Genomic DNA, 19,006 nt, shown 5'->3' with positions numbered 1-19,006 from the left:
AAACCTTTATAGGTTTTTATCAAAATAATTTTACCTTTGCCGTCACGAAAAAATGAAATATAAATCCAATTTAGGATAACACAATATGGCTAAAGCATCAGAAATTAAAACAGGTAACATCCTTCGTATAAACAACGAACTGGTTACTGTTGACGAATGGAATCACCGTACACCTGGAAAAGGTGGAGCATTTTACACTGGTAAATTCCGTAACATTAAATCGGGCAGAATTGTTGAAGCACGTATGAATACCGACGAAGCTGTTGAAATTTGCCGCGTTGAAACCAACGATTATCAATATTTATACGAAGAAGGCGATTACCTTGTTGTAATGGATAACAACAGCTACGAGCAGTTTAACGTAGAGAAATCATTATTTGGTTCGGCCATCAAATTTTTAAAAGAAGGCATGAACATTATTGTTTCTATGGAAAGTGAAGAAGCAATTATGGCTCAATTACCAAACTTTGCTGAGTTTGAAATTACCTATTCGGAGCCAGCGGTTAAGGGTGATACCTCTACAAACGCTTTAAAAGCAGCTACTTTAGAAAATGGTGTTGAAGTTAAAGTTCCGATGTTTGTAAACCAGGGCGATAAAATTAAAATCGATACGCGCACAGGCGAATATGTTGAGCGTGTAAAATAGTTTAAACAAATTACTTAAAAGCCTCTAAATTAATTCTTAGAGGCTTTTTTGTTTCTTTATTCTCGGCGTGATGTAAACCTCGCAGATTTTTGAAACCGACGGGCTTTTAAAATATTTATCTTTGCTATTATGCTAAAAGCCGAAATCAGAAAGCAGGCGTTAAAAGACAGATTATTACTGAATGCCGAAATATATGGAAAACTTAATAAAGCTCTTTTAAACCAATTCAAATCGCTTGATTTCAGCAAGATTAAGACCCTTCATATTTTTTTGCCGATTGTAGAAAAAAAAGAACCTGATACATTTCTGCTGATAGAATGGCTGAATAAAAATCATCCGGAAATTAAAATTATCGTCCCTAAAGCTGATTTTGAAACGGCGTTGATGACAAACCATGAATACCTGGGCATTGATGACCTTCAGAAAAACCTTTATAATATTCTGGAGCCACAAAAAGGAAGCTTGCATAAAGGTGAAGTAGACCTGGTGATTGTTCCACTTTTAGCATTCGATAAAGAAGGTTATCGCGTAGGTTATGGTAAAGGCTTTTACGATCGCTTTCTTGAAGGCTTAAATGCTCAGAAAATAGGCTTATCTTTGTATCCTGCTATTGAAAAAATCGACAATGTAAATGAACATGACATTAAGTTGGATTTTTGCATTACACCTACAGAAATTATAAAATTTTAAGTTTACCGGCATGCCACAAGAAATCGTTATCAAAACTGAAAAACAATACGAAGACAATATGATTGCGGTGTTCGAATTACAGGAAAAGGAAGAATTAACAGCAGAAGACCTAAAGCAGATTGAGCTGATGTTGAAAGCCGGAGAAAAATACGAAGCCGAGCATTTGTAGAATTTTCTACTTATGAATCGTCATCCTGAATTTGTTTCAGAACCTACATTTCAAGACATAATCATTCAACTATTAAGAGAACAAGAAAGATGATGAAACAAGTTCAGAACCACGCAAAACAAGAAATATTCAGTGTTTCTGTGACTCCTTGGCTAAACCTAAGAAGTATATGCCTTTACAAAATCGCTCACCAAATAAGCAATTAATTTAGCCGTCAACCTACTTACCCTTCCATCAAGCATCCGCGTTGCACCTTCGCATATGTGCAAATAGGAAAATTTTTTAGCGGTAGTCAAAATTAGTTTTCTAATCTCATTAACGGTAAAACCTGAAGGTGTTTCAGCACTCGAAAGCACATTTTCAATACAATCCAAATCAATTTCCAGGCCAGCTGTTTGTCCAAGATTATTAATTAATCCGCTATAATCTGCTCCTGTTAAAATATCATCAAAAAACACCGCTTTCAATTTAGGATTCGTTGTTATCTGGTTTAAAATTTCTTCATTATTATAGCTTTGATGCAATCCATACATGAAATAGTTATCCAGGTAACTTTCATTTAAGGCATAAGAAAACGCATTGCCACTGTGCCTACCTTCAAGCTTTCTTAAATCAGCATGGGCATCTACATTCCAAACATCTATTGGTTGTTTATTTGCTAATGAAGTGCCTTTGATTATCGGATAAGCATTATTATGCCCCCCGCCTATTACAATCGGAATTTTACCCGCAGCAACAATTTTTTCAATTACCGGATAAACCAGGTTGTCAATTTCAGCTACTTTGTTCCTTAAACCATTTATAGAAGGATCTTCTGGCTCATTGATTTCAAAATGGCCCAAAACCAAAATTTCTTCACCACTTAAAAAACGATTGCTTTGGATATTAAGAAAAGCAACCAAACTTGTTCTCCAGGCGGATGCAGCACCAGCAATACCGGCATTTGCCCGCACGCCAATATCTTCAGGAATACCTAAAAACACAAATTTCGCATTGGTGTGCTCCAAATTGTTCCACGATGAAAAAACAGCAACATGCTCGCCAATTTTGCACTCTCCATCCCTCCGGATAATCAAATGATCAATGTCGCTTTGCGAATATATTTTAAGATTATCCATTATAAATTTTACCGTTTATAATCACAGTTTCTATTTGCGTTTCGCCAAAACTATAAGGTAAATAGGCAATAGAGGGCATCGGTTTTGTGATGAATAAATTGGCCCTTTTTCCAATTGCAATGCTTCCAAAATCCCTGCTTATTTCCATCGCCGCAGCACCATTTAATGTAGCTGCATTGATGGCCTGTTCAGGAAGCATTTTCATTTTAATGCAACCTAACGATACCACAAAATTCATGTTTCCTGATGGTGTTGAACCTGGATTATAATCTGTAGCTAAGGCAACAGGCAAACCTGCATTAATAAAGCTTTTGGCATCCGCAAATGGAATACCCAGGTAAAACGAACAAGAAGGCAATAAAGTTACAATGGTTTGGGAATTTTGTAACGTTCGAATGGTTTCTTCATTACTTTCTTCCAGATGATCTACAGAAACTGCTTTATTTTGTACTGAAACTTCTATAGCTCCGGAAACTGAAAGCTGATTGGCGTGTACTTTTGGTTTAAGGCCGTATTTTGCTCCCGCTTTTAATACCTGATCGGTTTCTTCGACAGAAAAAAATCCTTTCTCGCAAAAAACATCAATGTAATCAGCCAGTTTTTCTTCGGCAATTTGCGGCAACATTTCGTTGATAATTAAATCGATATATCCCTGGTGGTTATTTTTAAACTCAGCCGGATATGCATGAGCAGCTAAAAAAGTTGCCTTGGTTGGAATCGGGAAATGATTTTTCAGCCTTTTTATTACCCTGAGCATTTTAATTTCACTTTCAGTTGTTAAACCGTAACCGCTTTTAATTTCTACAGCACCAGTTCCCTGAAAAATCATTTGCCTTAAACGATTTGCTGCACTTTGGAACAAATCATCCTCGGATACATTTTGAAGCTTATTGGCAGAATTTAAAATTCCACCGCCCGCAGCTGCAATTTCCTCATAACTTTTGCCCTGTATTTTCATGGCAAATTCTTCCTCACGTGGGGCTGCAAAAACAATATGGGTGTGGCTATCGCACCACGAAGGGAAAACAAACCTGCCCTTGGCCGATACTTGAGCAGGAAGACTTGAAATATGAGGCGGGATAGCATCCATCATACCAAAATCTGTAATCACATTATCTTCAATTAAAAGCCAGGCATTTTGCAAAACAGGCAATTGATCCAATTCACTTCCGCGGAGCACCAATTTATCTTTAGGATGCACGCCTACCAGGCCTTTTATATCTGTGATTAACATTTGGTTAGGTTGAAGGTTAAAAATTTAATCTGTGTAAATTGCTAATTGAATTACAGTTAACCGATAAAAAATTAACCAGCTAACTCAATCCTTAATCGATTTCTAGAAGAACCGGACAATGATCGGAATGGATGGCGTCAGGCAAAATCCTTACGTTTTTCAGGCGATGCTCCATTGGTTTGGTGGCCAAATGATAATCGATGCGCCAACCCAGGTTTTTTCCTCTCGAACCCGCACGGTAGCTCCACCAGGTATAATGATGCGGATCTTTATTAAAATGACGAAAAGTATCAATGAAACCATTATCTAAAAATAACTGCATCCATTCCCTTTCCTGAGGCAGAAACCCCGATGAATTGGCATTTGATTTAGGATTATGAATATCTATCGGGGTATGGCAAATATTATAATCGCCACTCACAATTAGGTTTGGGATTTCTTTTCGCAATTCATCAATATACACATCAAAGAAACGCATAAATTCATACTTTTTAACCTGGCGTTCATCCCCGCTAGAGCCTGATGGCATGTAAAGGCTCATTAATGAAAAGTTATCAAAATCAGCCCTTAAAATGCGTCCTTCCTTATCAATCCATTCTTCTCCGCAGCCAAATTCTACATGATTGGGTTTAATTTTGGATAAAATGGCAACTCCGCTATACCCTTTTTTCTCTGCCGGAAACCAATAATGGTGATACCCTAATTGCTCAATTAACGCAATAATTTCAGGTATTTGAGATGGCAGCGCTTTTACTTCCTGCAAACATACCATATCAGCAGCTGTAGCCTGAAGCCAACCGAAAAAATTCTTGGTACTTGCTGCCCTGATCCCATTAACATTATAGGAGATAATCTTCATTCCGTAAATTTCAATTGTTGTGGGCGGTAAATTTAGAAATTAATTAAATAAATGCTTAGTAATTGAGATTTGCTTTCGTTAAATTTGTTTATGAGCATTGAGGAATTAAAAATCGAGATTGCAAAAAAAGTTTTTGAAACGGACGATGAAAATCTTTTATCAGAGTTGGAGATGCTTTTAAACTACAATGAAAAAGTGGTGCTGGATGAATTACCAAAACATGTACAGGAAGGGATTAAAAGGGGACTAAAGCAGGCCGAGGAGGGCAAGTTAATTCCTTATGAAGAAGTTAAAAGGAGACTTTCTGAGAAATGGCATTAAACATTTCTTTTTCAGAAGAAGCCTATGAAACACTACTTTTAATTGGGATTTTTATTGAAGAAACATGGGGATATCATCAAGCCGAAAAATTTATCCAAACCGCTTATAGAAAAATTGATTTAGTTGCCATTCAGCCTTTCATTTACGAACCCATTTCGCTAAAATAAACAAGTGAGAAAAGGTGTTATTTCAAAATATACTTCTTTTTACTATCAGGTTTATCAGGAAGAAATTAGAATCCTATTCTTTTTTGACAACAGACAGGATCCTTTGATTACATAACCATTTTATCTTTCAACGATCCCTGCAGCAATTGTTTTTCCAACTTTTTTGCCTCTCTCCTTTTCAAAATAGTGATTTCCATTTTAACATCCTGTTTTGGTCGGTTATTTTTATCCGTCGCTAAAACAGCTATTTTATCAACCATATCCAAACCCACAACAATTTCGCCGTAAACGGTATAATTTCGGTCTAAATGTGGCGTACCGCCTAAGGTTTTATACACCACACGTTGCCACTCAGGAATTTTAAATTTGAGCCGCTTTTCTTCTACATTATTCAATTGCTGTTCGGTAAAAACCTTTCCCTGTACCAGGTAAAACTGGCTACCACTTGATGCTTTAGCTGGGTTAACATCATCGCCTTCTCTGGCCGCGGCTAAAACACCTTTTTTATGAAATAAACTATCATTAAACTCCGCAGGAATGGTATATTTTGGTCCGCCGTTGCCCAACAATGAATCTGGCTTGGCATTTTTAGAGTCTGGATCTCCACCCTGAATCATAAAATCTTTAATCACACGATGAAACAGAACGCCATTGTAATACCCTTGTTTGGTTAATTTTAAAAAATTATCGCGGTGTAATGGTGTTTCATTATACAACTTAATAATACATTCTCCGAATTCAGTTTTAATGCGTACGTATTGATTTTTAGGCTTAGCCGCAAAAGCAGAAAGCACAGAAAAAGCACATAGAAATAGTAATAGTTTCTTCATTTAAATTGGTTTGACGCTAAATTAAGCTAAAAAATGAAATTCAATAAATAAATACTGGCATTATTCGGTTTTTTTTCCTTTACCTTTGTATTAATGAAGTTAAAACAAAAAATAGCACTTTCTTTAGCTGTATTCTATGCAGTTAGTGTTATGGGCTTGGCTTTAAGTCTCCATTTCTGTGGAGGCAAATTGGAAAATGTTAAGCTTTTCAGCAATGAGTTATCGTGCAAATTCTGTAAAGATATTCCTGCAGAAAAGAAAGACGACGGTTGTTGCAAAAATACCCAGGTAACGGTTAAGGTTAAAGATAGCCATCAAACAGAGGCACAAGTACAAATGCCGAAGTTGTTTTCGATTCAGCTTTTTCTCCACCCTCCTGTTTTTGAGTTTCTAAGCAACATTTTTCCAAAGTTTTTTAGTAAAAATTCAAACAAGGCACCGCCTTTATCTTCGCGGATTGCACTTCACGTTTTCAATTGCATTTTTAGGAATTAGGATTTAAGCATCAGCTCGTCAATGCACGTTTTAGCGTTTTGACTGGCTCAATGTGACATTTTTTTAAAATTCTAATTCAAAAAATCATGAAAACAATAAAAATTTTCAGCATTCTTATGCTATTCTTCGCCGTTAGTGTTTCGGCGCAACAAATATCTTCAGCAGATTTACAGGTAACTGGTTTAACTTGTTCCATGTGTTCAAAAGCAACACAAAAATCTTTAGAAACATTAAATTTCATCAGCAGTGTGAAGCCAGACTTAAACAAAAATATTTTTGTTTTAACATTTAAAAAAGATGCCAATATCAATCTTGATCTCGTTCGTAAAAAAGTTCAGGATGCTGGATTTTCGGTAGGCAATTTAACAGCTAGTTTTAACTTTAACGATGTAAAAGTTGATGATAAAGGCCAGGCTATTGTTGATGGTAATGTGTACCGTTTTGTAAACGTAAAAGGCAAAACGCTTAGCGGCACAGTAAAGGCAAGTGTGGTTGATAAAGATTTTATTTCGGGTGCTGCATTTAAAAAACAGGCCAAAACAGCTAATTCAGATGCTTATGCTAGTGGCGCAGGTGTTGTAAATGGCAAAAAAACACGCATTTATCACCTCGTTCTTTCTTAAAATGAAACGGATATTAATGTTAGCGCTGGTATTTATCGGCGTTTATAATCTCGCTCATGCGCAAGAATTATATGTATTTACGGAGCCGGCGAGCAATATGCCCACCAAATCAATCGGTGTTAGAATTACCAATGAAGGGATGTTTAATTACCCCGGCTATGTGAGCAGAACGATTCCGGAGGTAATGATCGGCTTTAACAAAAACTTAATGATGCATGCACAAGCTTTCCTGTCTGATATGGATGGAAAATACCGTTTAGAAGGTGGAAGTTTGTATGCAAAGTATCGGTTTCTATCATTGGATGATACACACAGCCATTTTAGGGCCTCAGCATTTGGCCGGGCAAGTACCAGTAGAAGACCTACCTATACGCACGACATAAATTTGGAAGGCGATAACAGTGGTGTGCAGGGTGGATTAATTTTCACTCAGCTTTTGCACAAATTAGCACTTTCGTCAACTTTGGGTTATGCACACGCATTTGAAAATAATGAGCGGCAGATTGCCGGAATGCCTCAGCCGAAAAACATGTTATCCTATAGCTTGTCATCAGGTTACCTGGTTTTACCTGTGGTTTACAAGGATTACAATCAGCCAAATTTTAATGTATATCTCGAATTGCTAGGCAAAACAGATCCTAGCAGTGGCCAATCTTATCTGGATATAGCCCCTGCCATACAAATGGTTTTGAACAGTAAAACAAGGATCGATTTAGGCTATCGTTTTCAGGCTACCGGAAATATGGAGAACCGATATACCAAAAACATGTACCTGCTACGTGCAGAATTTAATTTCTTTAATGTTTTAAAATAATAAAAAGATGAAAAAAATATTAGGATTAGTTGCCATCATAACAATCGCAACAACAGCTTTTACCTATGCACAAAGCAAAACAGATGCAGCATTAAATCAAGTACTAACGGCTTATTACGATGTAAAAAATGCATTGGCAACAGATAAGAAAGACCTTGCGGTAGAAAAAGCAAAATTTTTATCAGAAAAAGTGAATGCAGTCAATCATAAAGATCTTCCTGCCGATCAACATAAACTATTTATGGAACAAGCAGCCATTATCAAAAGTAAAGCAGCACAGCTTGCGGGATCGAATGATATAAAAACACAAAGAAAAGCTTTCGAAGGAATTTCTTATGCCATGATTAAGACTCTTAAAGGCTTAAAATTTAATAGCCAAACGGTTTACATTCAACACTGCCCGATGGCTAAAGCAAGCTGGTTAAATGAAAAAGAAAATATCGAAAATCCATATTATGGAAGTATGATGTTTGATTGTGGTGATGTTTCTGAAACCATAAAATCTAAGTAATGAAACTGCATATCAAAAATATGGTATGCAACCGTTGCAAAATGGTGGTTAAGGCTGAGCTGGAGCAGCTCGGCTTTACACCACTATTGGTTGAACTTGGTGAAGTTACGCTTGCCTATTGCATTTCAGCGGAAGATAAAAGCAAAATAGGGCAGAATTTGAGCCGTTTTGGTTTCGAATTGCTTGAGGATAAGAAAATGCAGGTTGCAGAACAAATTAAAACGACGATTATTAATTTGGTGCATTACACCAAAGAGCCGCTAAAAATTAATCTCTCTGTGTACTTAAGCGAGCAATTGAAAATGGAGTACAATACGCTCAGCACTGCGTTTTCGGAAGTGGAAAACCAGACAATTGAAAAGTATTTCATCGCACAAAAAGTAGAGAAAGCTAAAGAAATGCTTACTTATGGCGAACTTACATTAAGCGAAATTGCTTATCAGCTAAATTACAGCAGCGTAGCACATTTATCGGCACAATTTAAAAAAGTAACCGGCATTACCCCTTCTGTTTACAAAGGTAACTCAACAGATAGCAGGAAAACACTTGATGAGGTATAATGCATAAAAAAATACATTGGTTATTGGTAAGATAGATCATGGTTGATGGCCTATTAGCTACCGTCAGTCAACTATAAGACTATTAACCAGTTAAAAGTTTTCAGTTAACAATTAATCCTCCGATTAACCCAACTCTAAATTTCTTACCATAAGTCAAGATTGATCGGCCGATCCTTAACTACATTTGTACTTAATAATTCACTAAATTATATCCTGATGAAAAAATTATTCTTATTTCTGATCGCTACATCTATCAGTGTGGCCTCATTTGCACAAACAAGTTGGAAAATAGATCCAATGCACTCATTTGTTAACTTTTCGATTAAACACATGGGCATTTCTTTTGTTGATGGATCATTTAAAAAATTCGACGGAACAGTTACTGCTTCGAAACCAGATTTAACAGATGCTAAAATCAACTTTACGGTTGATGTAAACAGCATTACTACAGGTGTTGAAATGAGAGATAATCACTTAAAAACTGACGATTTCTTTAACGCTCAGAAATTTTCAACAATGAAATTCGAAGGCACTTCTTTCAAAAAACTAAGTGGTAATAATTACGAATTAAGTGGAAAATTAACCATCCGCGACGTTACAAAAGATGTAAAATTTGCGGTTGTTTATGGCGGTACAGCTAAAGATCAACAAGGCAATACCAAAGCGGGTTTTGGTGCAACAACTACCATTAACCGTTTAGATTATAACATTAAATATGATCCAACAGGTGCTGGCGTTGCAAAAGATGTTGCCATTAAATTAAACCTTGAATTTGTTCAGGCAAAATAACACAAGATCGTCATTTAAAAAAAAGCTGTCACATTGAGTCTTTCGAAATGCACATAGGCACTTCGAAAGGCTCAGCATGACAAACATAACATTATGTCAACCTTATCTCAATTTAAAAACTTTACTCAGCGTTTGCCTCAAACCGATTTGATGCCAACCATATTTATTGGCCATGGTTCGCCCATGAACGGTATAGAAAACAATGAGTTTAGCCAGAGTTGGGCAGAATTGGCAAAAAATATTCCTGTGCCGAAAGCGGTATTAGTGGTATCGGCACATTGGTATACACATGGTACTTACATTACTGCAATGGATTTTCCGGGTACCATTCACGATTTTGGCGGATTCCCGCAAGCACTTTTTGATGTGCAGTACCCCGCGCCTGGAGATCCAGAATTAGCGAAAGAAATACCTGATTTAATTCATTCAACTCCAGTAGGCTTAGATCACGATTGGGGTTTAGACCACGGCACGTGGACAGTAGTAAAACACATGTATCCTGAGGCCAATATTCCTGTTCTTCAATTGAGCATTGATTATACAAAATCGCCGGAGCAACATTACGAAATTGCCAGGGAAATTTATGCCCTGCGTAAAAAAGGCGTTTTGGTGTTGGGTAGTGGAAATATGGTACATAATCTTCGCATGTTAAGTTGGGAAATGATTAATGGCGGAGGTTACGATTGGGCCAACGAAATGAACAATAAGTTTAAAAATTTAATTGCCAACGGCGATCATAAACCGCTGATTAATTACCGTAGCCTCGGTACAGATGCGATGTTGGCCGTCCCTACGCCAGAACATTATTTACCACTCATTTATACACTCGGAATGAAAAATGATAAGGAAGAGGTTTCTTTTTTTAATGATAAAGCGGTTGGAGGTTCTTTAACCATGACTTCGGTTTTGGTAGGATAAGCTGGGGTTTAGGCAGAGTGAATCGTTAAAAGCCTGATTTTATTCTTTTTACCACCAATAAACTTTAATTTTCTTAACTCTTTAATTGTCAAAAGCCTATTTAGATAATTACCGTAAGGAAATTCAGGCTATTAAGGAAAATGCTATACTACGGATTTCTCCATTACAGTCAATATAACGACTGATTGCAGAATCACATTGGCTCAAAATTCTATAAAACTTTATGATTATTCTGTAACGCTTATCGCCTACCGAAGCGGTAAATTTGTATAAAGAATTCATAATCATGACACATACCTATCAACTTACCGGCATGACCTGTGGCGGTTGCGAAAATAAAGTAAAAAACAACCTGCTCCTTTTACCTGATGTTACTGCTGTCGAGGTTTCAAAAGATAGCAATTCTGCTACCATCAGCATGGATAAACACATCGGCTTAAACACCCTTCAACAAGCCTTAGGAGGCACAGAGAGTAAATATCAAATTTCTGCGGCACAACATAGCGAAACACTTGAAGAAGCAAAATCGTGGGCCGAAACGTATAAACCTATTTTAATAATTTTTGGATATGTTACCGCAATTGCCCTTATAGTTTCGTGGCAAGGCAAAAGCCTTAATTATATGGCTTTTATGCGCATTTTTATGGCAGGCTTCTTTCTTACATTCTCCTTTTTTAAAATGCTTAATTTAAAAGCCTTCGCCGAAAGTTATGCCATGTATGATATTGTTGCGAAAAAATTTAGTGCCTGGGGATACATCTATGCTTTTATCGAACTCGGTTTAGGCCTCTCTTTTGCATTAAACTTATCTCCAACCATTATTAACTGGGTTACACTTATTGTAATGACCATTAGTATTTTTGGTGTTTTGGAAAGTGTGTTAAACAAGAAAAAGATTCAGTGTGCCTGCTTAGGTGCCGTATTTAACTTACCCATGAGTACCGTAACCATTGTTGAAGATGCCTTAATGATTGCGATGAGTGCTGTAATGCTGATTTTGATGTAATGTTTATTGGCGTTTGTACCTAAACTCCGATTTTCGGCTTTTACCATTAAGCTCGCCTTCAATCCAGGCGAGCATTTCAATTTTTCCCTGATCCTGATAAACTATTCGCTGCGGAAAATCGTGTGTTTTATTTTCAAAAACATAGACTTTATCCTTAGATGAGATCAATTTAAAACATGTCTCTTTTCCTTCATTTTGTTTGGTTACAATTGAGCAATAGAAAGTTTCTTTCCCAATTTTTTTAATCTGAAGGGTTTCAGTAAGCAAGCTATCTCCCTTTGCATTTACGCTGTAGCTTTTACCGCTAAGGGTTTTATCTGGATTTAACTCCCAATGTTCAACAATTTTTCCTTTTGATGTTTGCATTTCCCATGAGCCAAGTACAAAAGCGAAAGTTTGCGAAAGATTTTTTTGTGCTTGTACATTAGTGTAAAAACAAATAAAAATTAAGATCACAAAACTGAAGTATATTCTTTTCATTTTATAATAGTATTTGTAATGTGCGCCAAATGATGTTTTCCGTGCCAGGCATACATCCCTAACATATTTGCCAATGTGAGTTCTTTATTTTGTGCCGGATGAATATATTTTCTTTGGTAATCTTCTACTTTCAATGTTTTTAAAAAAGCTACCCAGCGCTGATGCAAACCAGTTAATAAATCAATTGATAATTTAATGTCACCATTTTTAGCTTCTTCCGTTTCGGCCCAACGTTCTTCGTAATAGGGTCTTATTACCGGAATATCTTCGGTAAAGGCTTGTTTAAAACGGATGTATGCATTAAGGTGACTATCTGGAATATGATGAACCACCTGCTGCAAGGTCCACCCTTCGGGGCGATAAGTCTGGTTTAATTCGTCATCAGTTAGATTATTTGTCGCATCTTGAATTTGCCTTGGTAAAGCTTCGATTTCTCCAATCCAGGTATCAATTTGCTTTTGATCAAAAACTTTAGGCATTGAAAACTGACCGATCGGGTATTTAAGTTGTTCTAAATCCATGACAGCAAAATAGTTATTTTACAGAAATAATGAGTGATGTTTTTGACGCAGATAAATAGACGGAAATTTAATGCAATTCCGTGCAACCTACGCATCCTTGGCATTTATATGTTACCGCACAATTACCTCTATAAAGTTGTTATTAAGCCACAATTCTTACCACTTTATGTTATAAATCGAGTTAAATTGTAGTCATTTCATTAAAAATTCATTCATTTAAAGCATATTGCAGCAAAATTCAATAATAAAGGATGAAAAGATTGTTTTTTGTTGCCGCATTCATAATTCCCCTGGTTATTCATGCACAAACCATAAAAACAGATGTACTGGTTATCGGCAGTGGTGATGCTGCTTATTCCGCATCGTTTCAATCCTTTAAATCGGGCGTAAAAACACTTCTGCTCAATCAAAAAGATCAATTGGATTTAAATAAAATTGCTGGAACAAAAAAAACCTTAATGCCATTTTATCAAAGCTTTTTAAAGCGTGAAACTGAAAATGCGAAAAGCCTTGATATCCCCAAGCCCAAGCCAGATAAAAAAAAGCCTGTAAAAGTTATTGTTGACAGCACACAGCTTTTAAACGTAATTAACAACACCCAATATACAGCGATTCAGCGGTCGGGAAGTGGATGGGAAGTAAAGCTTACAAAAGAAAAAAGCATTAAAGCGAAGATTCTGATTATGGCTGATGATCCGGGGAAATTAATCTCTTCGCTAAAAACAACCAGCTTAAAACCTGCAACTTTAAGTGTATTAAATTACAGCGAAAATTTATATCGAACCACAATCGCAAGTAATTTCCAGCAAGGTGCTCACTATTTATCCTTATATAATTTGTTGATTCCTGATCAGGAAAACCTTTTATACATTCCCGCAGATCAATATGAAATTGGACCACCAGCAGGTGCAACCGCAGCATATGCATCATTTTACAATACCAAAACGAGTTTGTCAAATTTAAAAGGGATTCAGGGCGAGTTATTGGCCTACAAACATCCTTTAATGCCTTTTGATGATGTAAAACCGACAGACTCCAATTGGTTGGCCATTCAAAAAATAGGCATAACAGGCATTATCAAAGCTGAGCTTGAACAAAACAAAGCCTATTTTAAACCTGAAAAAGAAGTTACATACAACGAAATTAAACAACCAATTAAAGATTATTATTATAAGGCACAAATTTGGTTTGATGATCATCAGAATATCCCCATCGATTTGGAAAATACCATAAACATGGTTTGTTACGTAGGAAATAAAGCTGTTGATGCAACTAAAGCCGATCTTCAAAAAAAATGGTCTAAAAATTATAGGTTCACTTCTAAATACGACCTTAAAAAAGTGTTAACCAGGCGAGAATTTGCCGTAATCATTAACGAATACCTCGAACCATTTGATAGAATAAATGTAGATAAAACCGGAAGAGTAATCCGCTAATATTTAAGCATTGATTGGTACAGAGGTGATAGGTAATTTCAAAATTTCATCTCTGATAAATTAAAAACGACACTTGTAACATTTCCATTTCCTGCTAAAATTGGCCTGTCCATTCGTTAAATTGCAGGCAAACCAAAAATTCATGAAGAAATATTTACTTTTTCTTTTGCTCTGTACGGGCGAATATACTTTTGCGCAACAATTGGCGCCCTTAACTGTAGAAAAAATTATGCGCGATCCAAAATGGATGGGTATTGCACCCACCAACTTCCGTTGGACCGCAGATAGCAAAACGCTGTATTTTAACTGGAACCCGGAAAATAAAATTAAAGAGGATTTATTTAAGGTTTCGGCAACATCGTCCAAGCCGGTTAAAGCAGCGGAGAAAGAAGACGAAAAACTTTTGAGTTTAAACTATGCCTACAATAAAGATCAATCACTTGGCTTAATCGAAAAAAGTGGCGATATCTACCTGCAAAATTTTAAAAACAAAAAAGAAACCCGGTTAACCAGTACGCAGGAAAGAGAAAGTAACCCTATTTTTTTAACCAATGGGAATATCGTTTACCAATTAGGCGACAATTTATTCGAAGTTGATTTAAAATCAGCTGAAACTAAGCAGTTAACCAATTTTGTGAAGGGTAAAAAAGCCGGAAGACCGGAAACCAAATCTGTTACAGAGCAGGATAAATGGCTTAAAGCCCAACAAACGGAACTGTTCGATATTATTAAAAAAAGAAATGCAGAAACAAGGAACGGCACACGCGGAGGAAGAGGCCGCTCAGGAGCCGCTACTGGCGATACAAAACCGCTAAAAGAACTGTATACAGAAGATAAATTTTTAAATAGCGTAACCATTAGTCCCGATGGGCATTACATCACCTATAAATTAACAACACCTGCGCAAAACAACCACAGCACCATTGTGCCAAACTACATTACTTCTTCTGGTTATACAGAAGATATTCCTGGCAGAACAAAAGTTGGGGAAAGCGAAAATACCGCTCAGGGTTTTATCTACGATACCCAAAAAGATTCTGTTTATGCCATTCAAACCGCTACCATACCAGGTATAAAAGATCTTCCGGATTACCTGAAAGATTACCCAAAAGAGCTGGACACTTTAAAAAAGAAAAACGCTGATCGGCCTGTAAATTTCTTTGGCCCACTTTGGAATGATAACGGAAGTACAGGAATTGTTGTGGCCACATCAACCGACAATAAAGACCGTTGGATTTTAAAGTTAGACGCTTCAACAGGTAAATTCACTTTAATTGATCGCCAACGCGATGAAGCCTGGATTGGTGGCCCCGGCATTAGTGGCTTTTATCAGGGAAGCACCGGATGGATTGATAACAACCGCTTTTACTACCAAAGCGAAGCTACCGGATACTCGCACCTTTATGTAGTTAATGTAGCCACGGGAGATAAAAAACAGCTTACTTCAGGCAAATGGGAAGTACAATCAGTTCAGCTTTCGAAGGATAGAAATACATTCTATCTTAAAACAAATAAAGAACACCCAGGAATTACCAATTTATTTAAAATCAGCGTAAATGGTGGCGAGCTGGTTCAAATTACAACCATGAAAGGCTTGAATGAACTTACCCTCTCTCCTGACGAAAAATACATTGCCATTAATTATTCTTACATGGATAAACCCGGCGAACTGTATCTTCAACCTAATAAGGTGGGCGCAAAAGCCGAAAAAATAACACAATCTACCTCTGCAGAGTTTAATGCTTACAAATGGCGTCAGCCGGATATGGTAAGTTTTAAAAACCGTTATGGCGCCGATGTGTATGCAAGGGTGTATAAATCAAGCAATCCACACCCAAACCACCCTGCTGTGGTTTTTGTTCATGGTGCTGGCTATCTTCAAAACGTACATTTCGGCTGGAGCACTTACTTCCGCGAATTCATGTTCAATAACTTACTGGCAGATAATGGCTACACTGTAATTGATATCGATTATACCGGAAGTTCTGGTTATGGCCGCGATCACCGTACGGGAATTTACCGCCATATGGGTGGAAAAGATTTAACCGATCAGGTTGATGGCGTAAAGTTTTTGGTTGATAAATATGGCGTAAACCCTCAACATGTTGGGTTATATGGCGGTTCGTATGGCGGTTTTATTACCTTAATGGCCATGTTTAACGAATCGGATGTTTTTGCAAGTGGTGCGGCGTTACGTTCGGTTACCGATTGGGCACATTACAATCATGGCTATACTTCGAACATTTTAAACGAACCTTTTAACGATCCGATTGCTTACAAAAGAAGTTCGCCAATTTACTTTGCCGATAAGTTAAAAGGTAACTTATTAATGGCCCATGGAATGGTTGATGTAAATGTTCATTTTCAGGATATTGTACGCATTACACAACGCTTTATAGAACTTGGTAAAAACAACTGGGAACTTGCCGTTTATCCGGTAGAAGATCATGGCTTTATTGAGCCTAGCAGCTGGACGGATGAGTACAAGAGAATATTTAAGCTTTATGAAACTACGTTGAAGAAGTAACCTTATCATTTATCTGGCCGTCATTTATAATAACCAAACAAAGATGTTTCGTGCCTCAGCATGACAGCAGAAAACTGAAATAGAAGCCAATTATAGTTGCCTAAAACAATATAGTTTTCATCTATATCGTTATCAATAAATACAATAAATAATGAGTAAAACAGGGTTGATTGACTCCTCATTAAGCCTTACCTTTGTGCCTTAAAATTAAAGACAAAAATTATGGCAATAGTAGGTAAAAAATTCCCGAGTGTTAGTATTGATGCAATGTCAGACATGGGTGACGACTTGAAAATCAATGTATTTGAAGAAGCTGTAAATAAAAATAGTAAAGTGTTATTATTCTGGTATCCAAAAGATTTTACTTTTGTTTGCCCTACAGAATTACACGCTTTCCAAGCTGCTTTACCTGAGTTTGAAAAAAGAAATACAATTGTAATTGGTGCATCTTGCGATACCAACGAAGTTCACTTCGCATGGTTAAATACACCAAAAGATAATGGTGGTATTGAAGGTGTTACTTATCCAATTTTAGCAGATACACACAGACAATTGTCTGGCATCTTAGATATTTTAGATCAAGAAGTTAACTACGACGAAGAAGGAAATGAATCATTCTCTGGTTCAAATGTTTCTTTCAGAGCTACTTATTTAATTGATGAAACTGGTAAAGTTTTCCACGAAAGTGTTAACGATATGCCACTAGGTAGAAATGTTAAAGAATATTTACGTTTAATTGATGCTTATGCCCACGTTCAAAAACATGGCGAAGTTTGCCCTGCAAACTGGGAAGAAGGAAAAGAAGCAATGAACGCAAACAGAACTGGTGTAGCTGAATATTTAGCTGCTAACTAATTAAGCAAAAAGTTATGTTTTTAGAATTAACAGAAGATAACCTTCAACAATATTTAGCCGATAACTCAAAAGTTATGGTTCAGTATGCTGCATCCTGGTGCGGTAACTGCAGAATCATGAAACCAAAGTTTAAAAAATTGGCTTCAGAAAATGAAGATGTGGCTTTCTTGATCGTTGATGCCGAAAAACTTCCAAACTCACGCAAATTTGCGAACGTTGACAATTTACCAACTTTCGCAGCTTTTGAAGGTGGCAGTTTGGTAGATCAGGTGCAAACCAACAAAGCAGAAGGCTTAATAGAACTATTTAACAAGATAAAGTAATGAAGATTCCGGTTATAAGACAATTATTTCAAAACACCACTCCAGCACAACTGGAGACCACTTTAGAGGTTTTAGAGGCTTTTTGCGAATTTAGAGGCGTTAGTGAGCACGAAGTGGATGTTGCAGGTGAAATGATTACCAATATTTGTGGTGCGCTTGAAGTTCACCAAATGGTAAGTGAGGGTGCAGCCGAAAAAGATGCATTAAATGCTTTTGGCCAAAAAGTAATGGGTTCGATTGATCGATAATCGTTTTTAAGCTTTAATCTGACTTTTTCAAATAAAAAATCCCTTGTTGATCAAATCAGCGAGGGATTTTTTTCTTCATTGCTAGGAGGAACTATGAAGCAATCTTTTATGCTATTATCAATTCTTGTTTTTTTGGAAAGCAAGGGCTGGTTTCCCTCCCGCCGATAGAAAACCTGTGAAGCAAGCATAACACAAGTAAATAAAAACAGATAATTAAATCGGCATCCGTCCAATCAGGTTTAGACGGCTGGGTTTTGTAATTCTGAACGAAATAAAACCCAATGCAATGAGCATAAATGTGATTATTAAAAATATTTTGATTCCGAAAGCTTAGAAATTTCTTAAGAGTTTAACTTCAACATGTGCTACTACGTGCAGACTCTTTTGTGGGGACACGGGCCTTGGTACTTAACCAAACATTAAAGAAAATAACTGCCAGAAAGCCAGCGTAAAACTTAAGCAAAAGCCAACTGTGGACACTATTTTAAGTAAATTTCCTTTTCTGGTTTGAACAAAAAATATTCCTGAAATAACCAAAAATACAATTGCGATACCGGTTAGTAATAAAGGATTTTGTAAAAAACCAGGAAATACTGAAAGGTAATTCTGTTTGATAACTTCAAATGAATTATCACTATCCGTTGCCCGGAACCACCAAATCATATCTACCATAATAACGGTGAGTAAAACCGATGCTATTATAAATTTTGTTTTTAGTTTCATATTTACAGATTGTTATCTTTTTAAATATAGCGAATAACAAAAATCGAGTAAGAAGCAGGGAATTAGTTTCCCTGCTGTCTCCTCACACCACCGTACGTACCGTTCGGTATACGGCGGTTTGTTAGAATAACTTCGTTTGGTGT

25 protein-coding genes are annotated in these 19,006 nt (G+C 36.7%); 18 read left to right on the top strand and 7 right to left on the bottom strand.

What is annotated here, in order from left to right; all coding sequences use genetic code 11:
- Positions 1–85 precede the first annotated feature (85 nt).
- The 3 genes from efp to ASE74_RS24665 all read left to right on the top strand — a co-directional run bounded on the left by efp (position 86) and on the right by ASE74_RS24665 (position 1,505).
- The gene (efp, locus tag ASE74_RS03210; RefSeq protein WP_055904072.1) at positions 86–646 is read left to right on the top strand and encodes an elongation factor P; all 561 of its coding nucleotides are present in this window, start codon (positions 86–88) and stop codon (positions 644–646) included.
- Positions 647–775: 129 nt separating this feature from the next.
- A complete protein-coding gene (locus tag ASE74_RS03205; protein ID WP_055904069.1) occupies positions 776–1,336 on the top strand; it encodes a 5-formyltetrahydrofolate cyclo-ligase in 561 nt (186 codons plus the stop codon).
- A gap of 10 nt (positions 1,337–1,346) precedes the next feature.
- Positions 1,347–1,505 carry a hypothetical protein gene (locus ASE74_RS24665; RefSeq protein WP_157255332.1) on the top strand — a complete coding sequence of 53 codons (159 nt, stop codon included), beginning with the start codon at positions 1,347–1,349 and terminating at the stop codon, positions 1,503–1,505.
- A 158-nt stretch (positions 1,506–1,663) separates the two neighbouring features.
- On the opposite strand, the gene ASE74_RS03200 is transcribed toward ASE74_RS24665, so the two are convergent.
- From ASE74_RS03200 to ASE74_RS03190, 3 genes are all read right to left on the bottom strand, one after another.
- On the bottom strand, positions 1,664–2,623 hold the full coding sequence (locus ASE74_RS03200; protein WP_055904064.1) for a formimidoylglutamase: 960 nt from the start codon (positions 2,621–2,623) through the stop codon (positions 1,664–1,666).
- Entirely contained in the window at positions 2,616–3,857 is a 1,242-nt protein-coding gene (gene hutI, locus ASE74_RS03195; RefSeq protein WP_055904061.1) for an imidazolonepropionase, read from the bottom strand. Before hutI ends, ASE74_RS03200 begins: the two co-directional genes overlap by 8 nt.
- 91 nt (positions 3,858–3,948) lie before the next feature.
- Positions 3,949–4,716 (bottom strand): exodeoxyribonuclease III, encoded by a 768-nt coding sequence (locus tag ASE74_RS03190; protein WP_055904058.1) that lies wholly within the window; start codon positions 4,714–4,716, stop codon positions 3,949–3,951.
- 90 nt (positions 4,717–4,806) lie between these two features.
- Between ASE74_RS03190 and ASE74_RS03185 the strand changes: the two genes are divergently transcribed.
- Complete coding sequence (locus ASE74_RS03185; protein ID WP_055904054.1) at positions 4,807–5,037, top strand: hypothetical protein; 231 nt, start codon at positions 4,807–4,809, stop codon at positions 5,035–5,037.
- Positions 5,028–5,204 (top strand): hypothetical protein, encoded by a 177-nt coding sequence (locus ASE74_RS24660; RefSeq protein WP_157255331.1) that lies wholly within the window; start codon positions 5,028–5,030, stop codon positions 5,202–5,204. Before ASE74_RS03185 ends, ASE74_RS24660 begins: the two co-directional genes overlap by 10 nt.
- Positions 5,205–5,311: 107 nt before the next feature.
- Here the strand turns inward: ASE74_RS24660 and ASE74_RS03180 are convergent, their stop codons facing one another.
- On the bottom strand, positions 5,312–6,034 hold the full coding sequence (locus ASE74_RS03180; RefSeq protein ID WP_055904051.1) for a peptidylprolyl isomerase: 723 nt from the start codon (positions 6,032–6,034) through the stop codon (positions 5,312–5,314).
- Between the two features lie 93 nt (positions 6,035–6,127).
- Between ASE74_RS03180 and ASE74_RS03175 the strand changes: the two genes are divergently transcribed.
- The 8 genes from ASE74_RS03175 (at position 6,128) to ASE74_RS03140 (ending at position 11,750) form a co-directional block, all read left to right on the top strand.
- On the top strand, positions 6,128–6,529 hold the full coding sequence (locus ASE74_RS03175) for a hypothetical protein (RefSeq protein WP_055904048.1): 402 nt from the start codon (positions 6,128–6,130) through the stop codon (positions 6,527–6,529).
- A gap of 86 nt (positions 6,530–6,615) precedes the next feature.
- Positions 6,616–7,152, top strand: coding sequence for a heavy-metal-associated domain-containing protein (locus ASE74_RS03170; RefSeq protein WP_055904045.1), 537 nt, complete (start codon positions 6,616–6,618; stop codon positions 7,150–7,152).
- A 1-nt stretch (position 7,153) separates the two neighbouring features.
- Complete coding sequence (locus ASE74_RS03165; RefSeq protein WP_055904042.1) at positions 7,154–7,966, top strand: hypothetical protein; 813 nt, start codon at positions 7,154–7,156, stop codon at positions 7,964–7,966.
- A gap of 7 nt (positions 7,967–7,973) precedes the next feature.
- Positions 7,974–8,477: a DUF3347 domain-containing protein gene (locus ASE74_RS03160; protein ID WP_055904039.1), complete on the top strand. Its 504-nt coding sequence runs from the start codon at positions 7,974–7,976 to the stop codon at positions 8,475–8,477.
- Positions 8,477–9,037 carry an AraC family transcriptional regulator gene (locus tag ASE74_RS03155; protein WP_055904036.1) on the top strand — a complete coding sequence of 187 codons (561 nt, stop codon included), beginning with the start codon at positions 8,477–8,479 and terminating at the stop codon, positions 9,035–9,037. Before ASE74_RS03160 ends, ASE74_RS03155 begins: the two co-directional genes overlap by 1 nt.
- A 216-nt stretch (positions 9,038–9,253) precedes the next feature.
- A complete protein-coding gene (locus tag ASE74_RS03150; RefSeq protein WP_055904034.1) occupies positions 9,254–9,826 on the top strand; it encodes a YceI family protein in 573 nt (190 codons plus the stop codon).
- A gap of 93 nt (positions 9,827–9,919) precedes the next feature.
- A complete protein-coding gene (gene ygiD / locus ASE74_RS03145; RefSeq protein WP_055904031.1) occupies positions 9,920–10,744 on the top strand; it encodes a 4,5-DOPA dioxygenase extradiol in 825 nt (274 codons plus the stop codon).
- 286 nt (positions 10,745–11,030) lie between these two features.
- Positions 11,031–11,750 carry a heavy-metal-associated domain-containing protein gene (locus ASE74_RS03140; RefSeq protein WP_082458630.1) on the top strand — a complete coding sequence of 240 codons (720 nt, stop codon included), beginning with the start codon at positions 11,031–11,033 and terminating at the stop codon, positions 11,748–11,750.
- A 3-nt stretch (positions 11,751–11,753) separates the two neighbouring features.
- Here ASE74_RS03140 and ASE74_RS03135 read toward each other — a convergent pair whose 3' ends face one another.
- Positions 11,754–12,230, bottom strand: a complete 477-nt coding sequence (locus tag ASE74_RS03135; protein WP_055904028.1) for a DUF6265 family protein — start codon at positions 12,228–12,230, stop codon at positions 11,754–11,756.
- On the bottom strand, positions 12,227–12,751 hold the full coding sequence (locus ASE74_RS03130; RefSeq protein ID WP_055904025.1) for a YfiT family bacillithiol transferase: 525 nt from the start codon (positions 12,749–12,751) through the stop codon (positions 12,227–12,229). Before ASE74_RS03130 ends, ASE74_RS03135 begins: the two co-directional genes overlap by 4 nt.
- Before the next feature lie 251 nt (positions 12,752–13,002).
- Here ASE74_RS03130 and ASE74_RS03125 point away from each other — a divergent pair, with 251 nt between their 5' ends.
- The 5 genes from ASE74_RS03125 to ASE74_RS03105 all read left to right on the top strand — a co-directional run bounded on the left by ASE74_RS03125 (position 13,003) and on the right by ASE74_RS03105 (position 18,140).
- Positions 13,003–14,187 (top strand): hypothetical protein, encoded by a 1,185-nt coding sequence (locus ASE74_RS03125; RefSeq protein WP_055904022.1) that lies wholly within the window; start codon positions 13,003–13,005, stop codon positions 14,185–14,187.
- 142 nt (positions 14,188–14,329) lie between these two features.
- Positions 14,330–16,714, top strand: a complete 2,385-nt coding sequence (locus ASE74_RS03120; protein ID WP_055904019.1) for a prolyl oligopeptidase family serine peptidase — start codon at positions 14,330–14,332, stop codon at positions 16,712–16,714.
- Positions 16,715–16,936: 222 nt separating this feature from the next.
- Positions 16,937–17,569, top strand: a complete 633-nt coding sequence (locus tag ASE74_RS03115) for a peroxiredoxin (RefSeq protein WP_025141704.1) — start codon at positions 16,937–16,939, stop codon at positions 17,567–17,569.
- A 14-nt stretch (positions 17,570–17,583) separates the two neighbouring features.
- Entirely contained in the window at positions 17,584–17,892 is a 309-nt protein-coding gene (locus tag ASE74_RS03110) for a co-chaperone YbbN (RefSeq protein ID WP_025141703.1), read from the top strand.
- Complete coding sequence (locus ASE74_RS03105; RefSeq protein ID WP_010599336.1) at positions 17,892–18,140, top strand: hypothetical protein; 249 nt, start codon at positions 17,892–17,894, stop codon at positions 18,138–18,140. Before ASE74_RS03110 ends, ASE74_RS03105 begins: the two co-directional genes overlap by 1 nt.
- Positions 18,141–18,548: 408 nt before the next feature.
- Here the strand turns inward: ASE74_RS03105 and ASE74_RS03100 are convergent, their stop codons facing one another.
- A complete protein-coding gene (locus ASE74_RS03100) occupies positions 18,549–18,863 on the bottom strand; it encodes a hypothetical protein (RefSeq protein WP_055904016.1) in 315 nt (104 codons plus the stop codon).
- Between the last annotated feature and the right edge of the window lie 143 nt (positions 18,864–19,006).

The sequence above is a fragment of the Pedobacter sp. Leaf216 genome (assembly GCF_001421515.1).
Taxonomy (GTDB): Bacteria; Bacteroidota; Bacteroidia; order Sphingobacteriales; family Sphingobacteriaceae; genus Pedobacter.
Note: the sequence above shows the minus strand (reverse complement) of the source record. Positions and strands in the feature narration are given on the sequence as shown.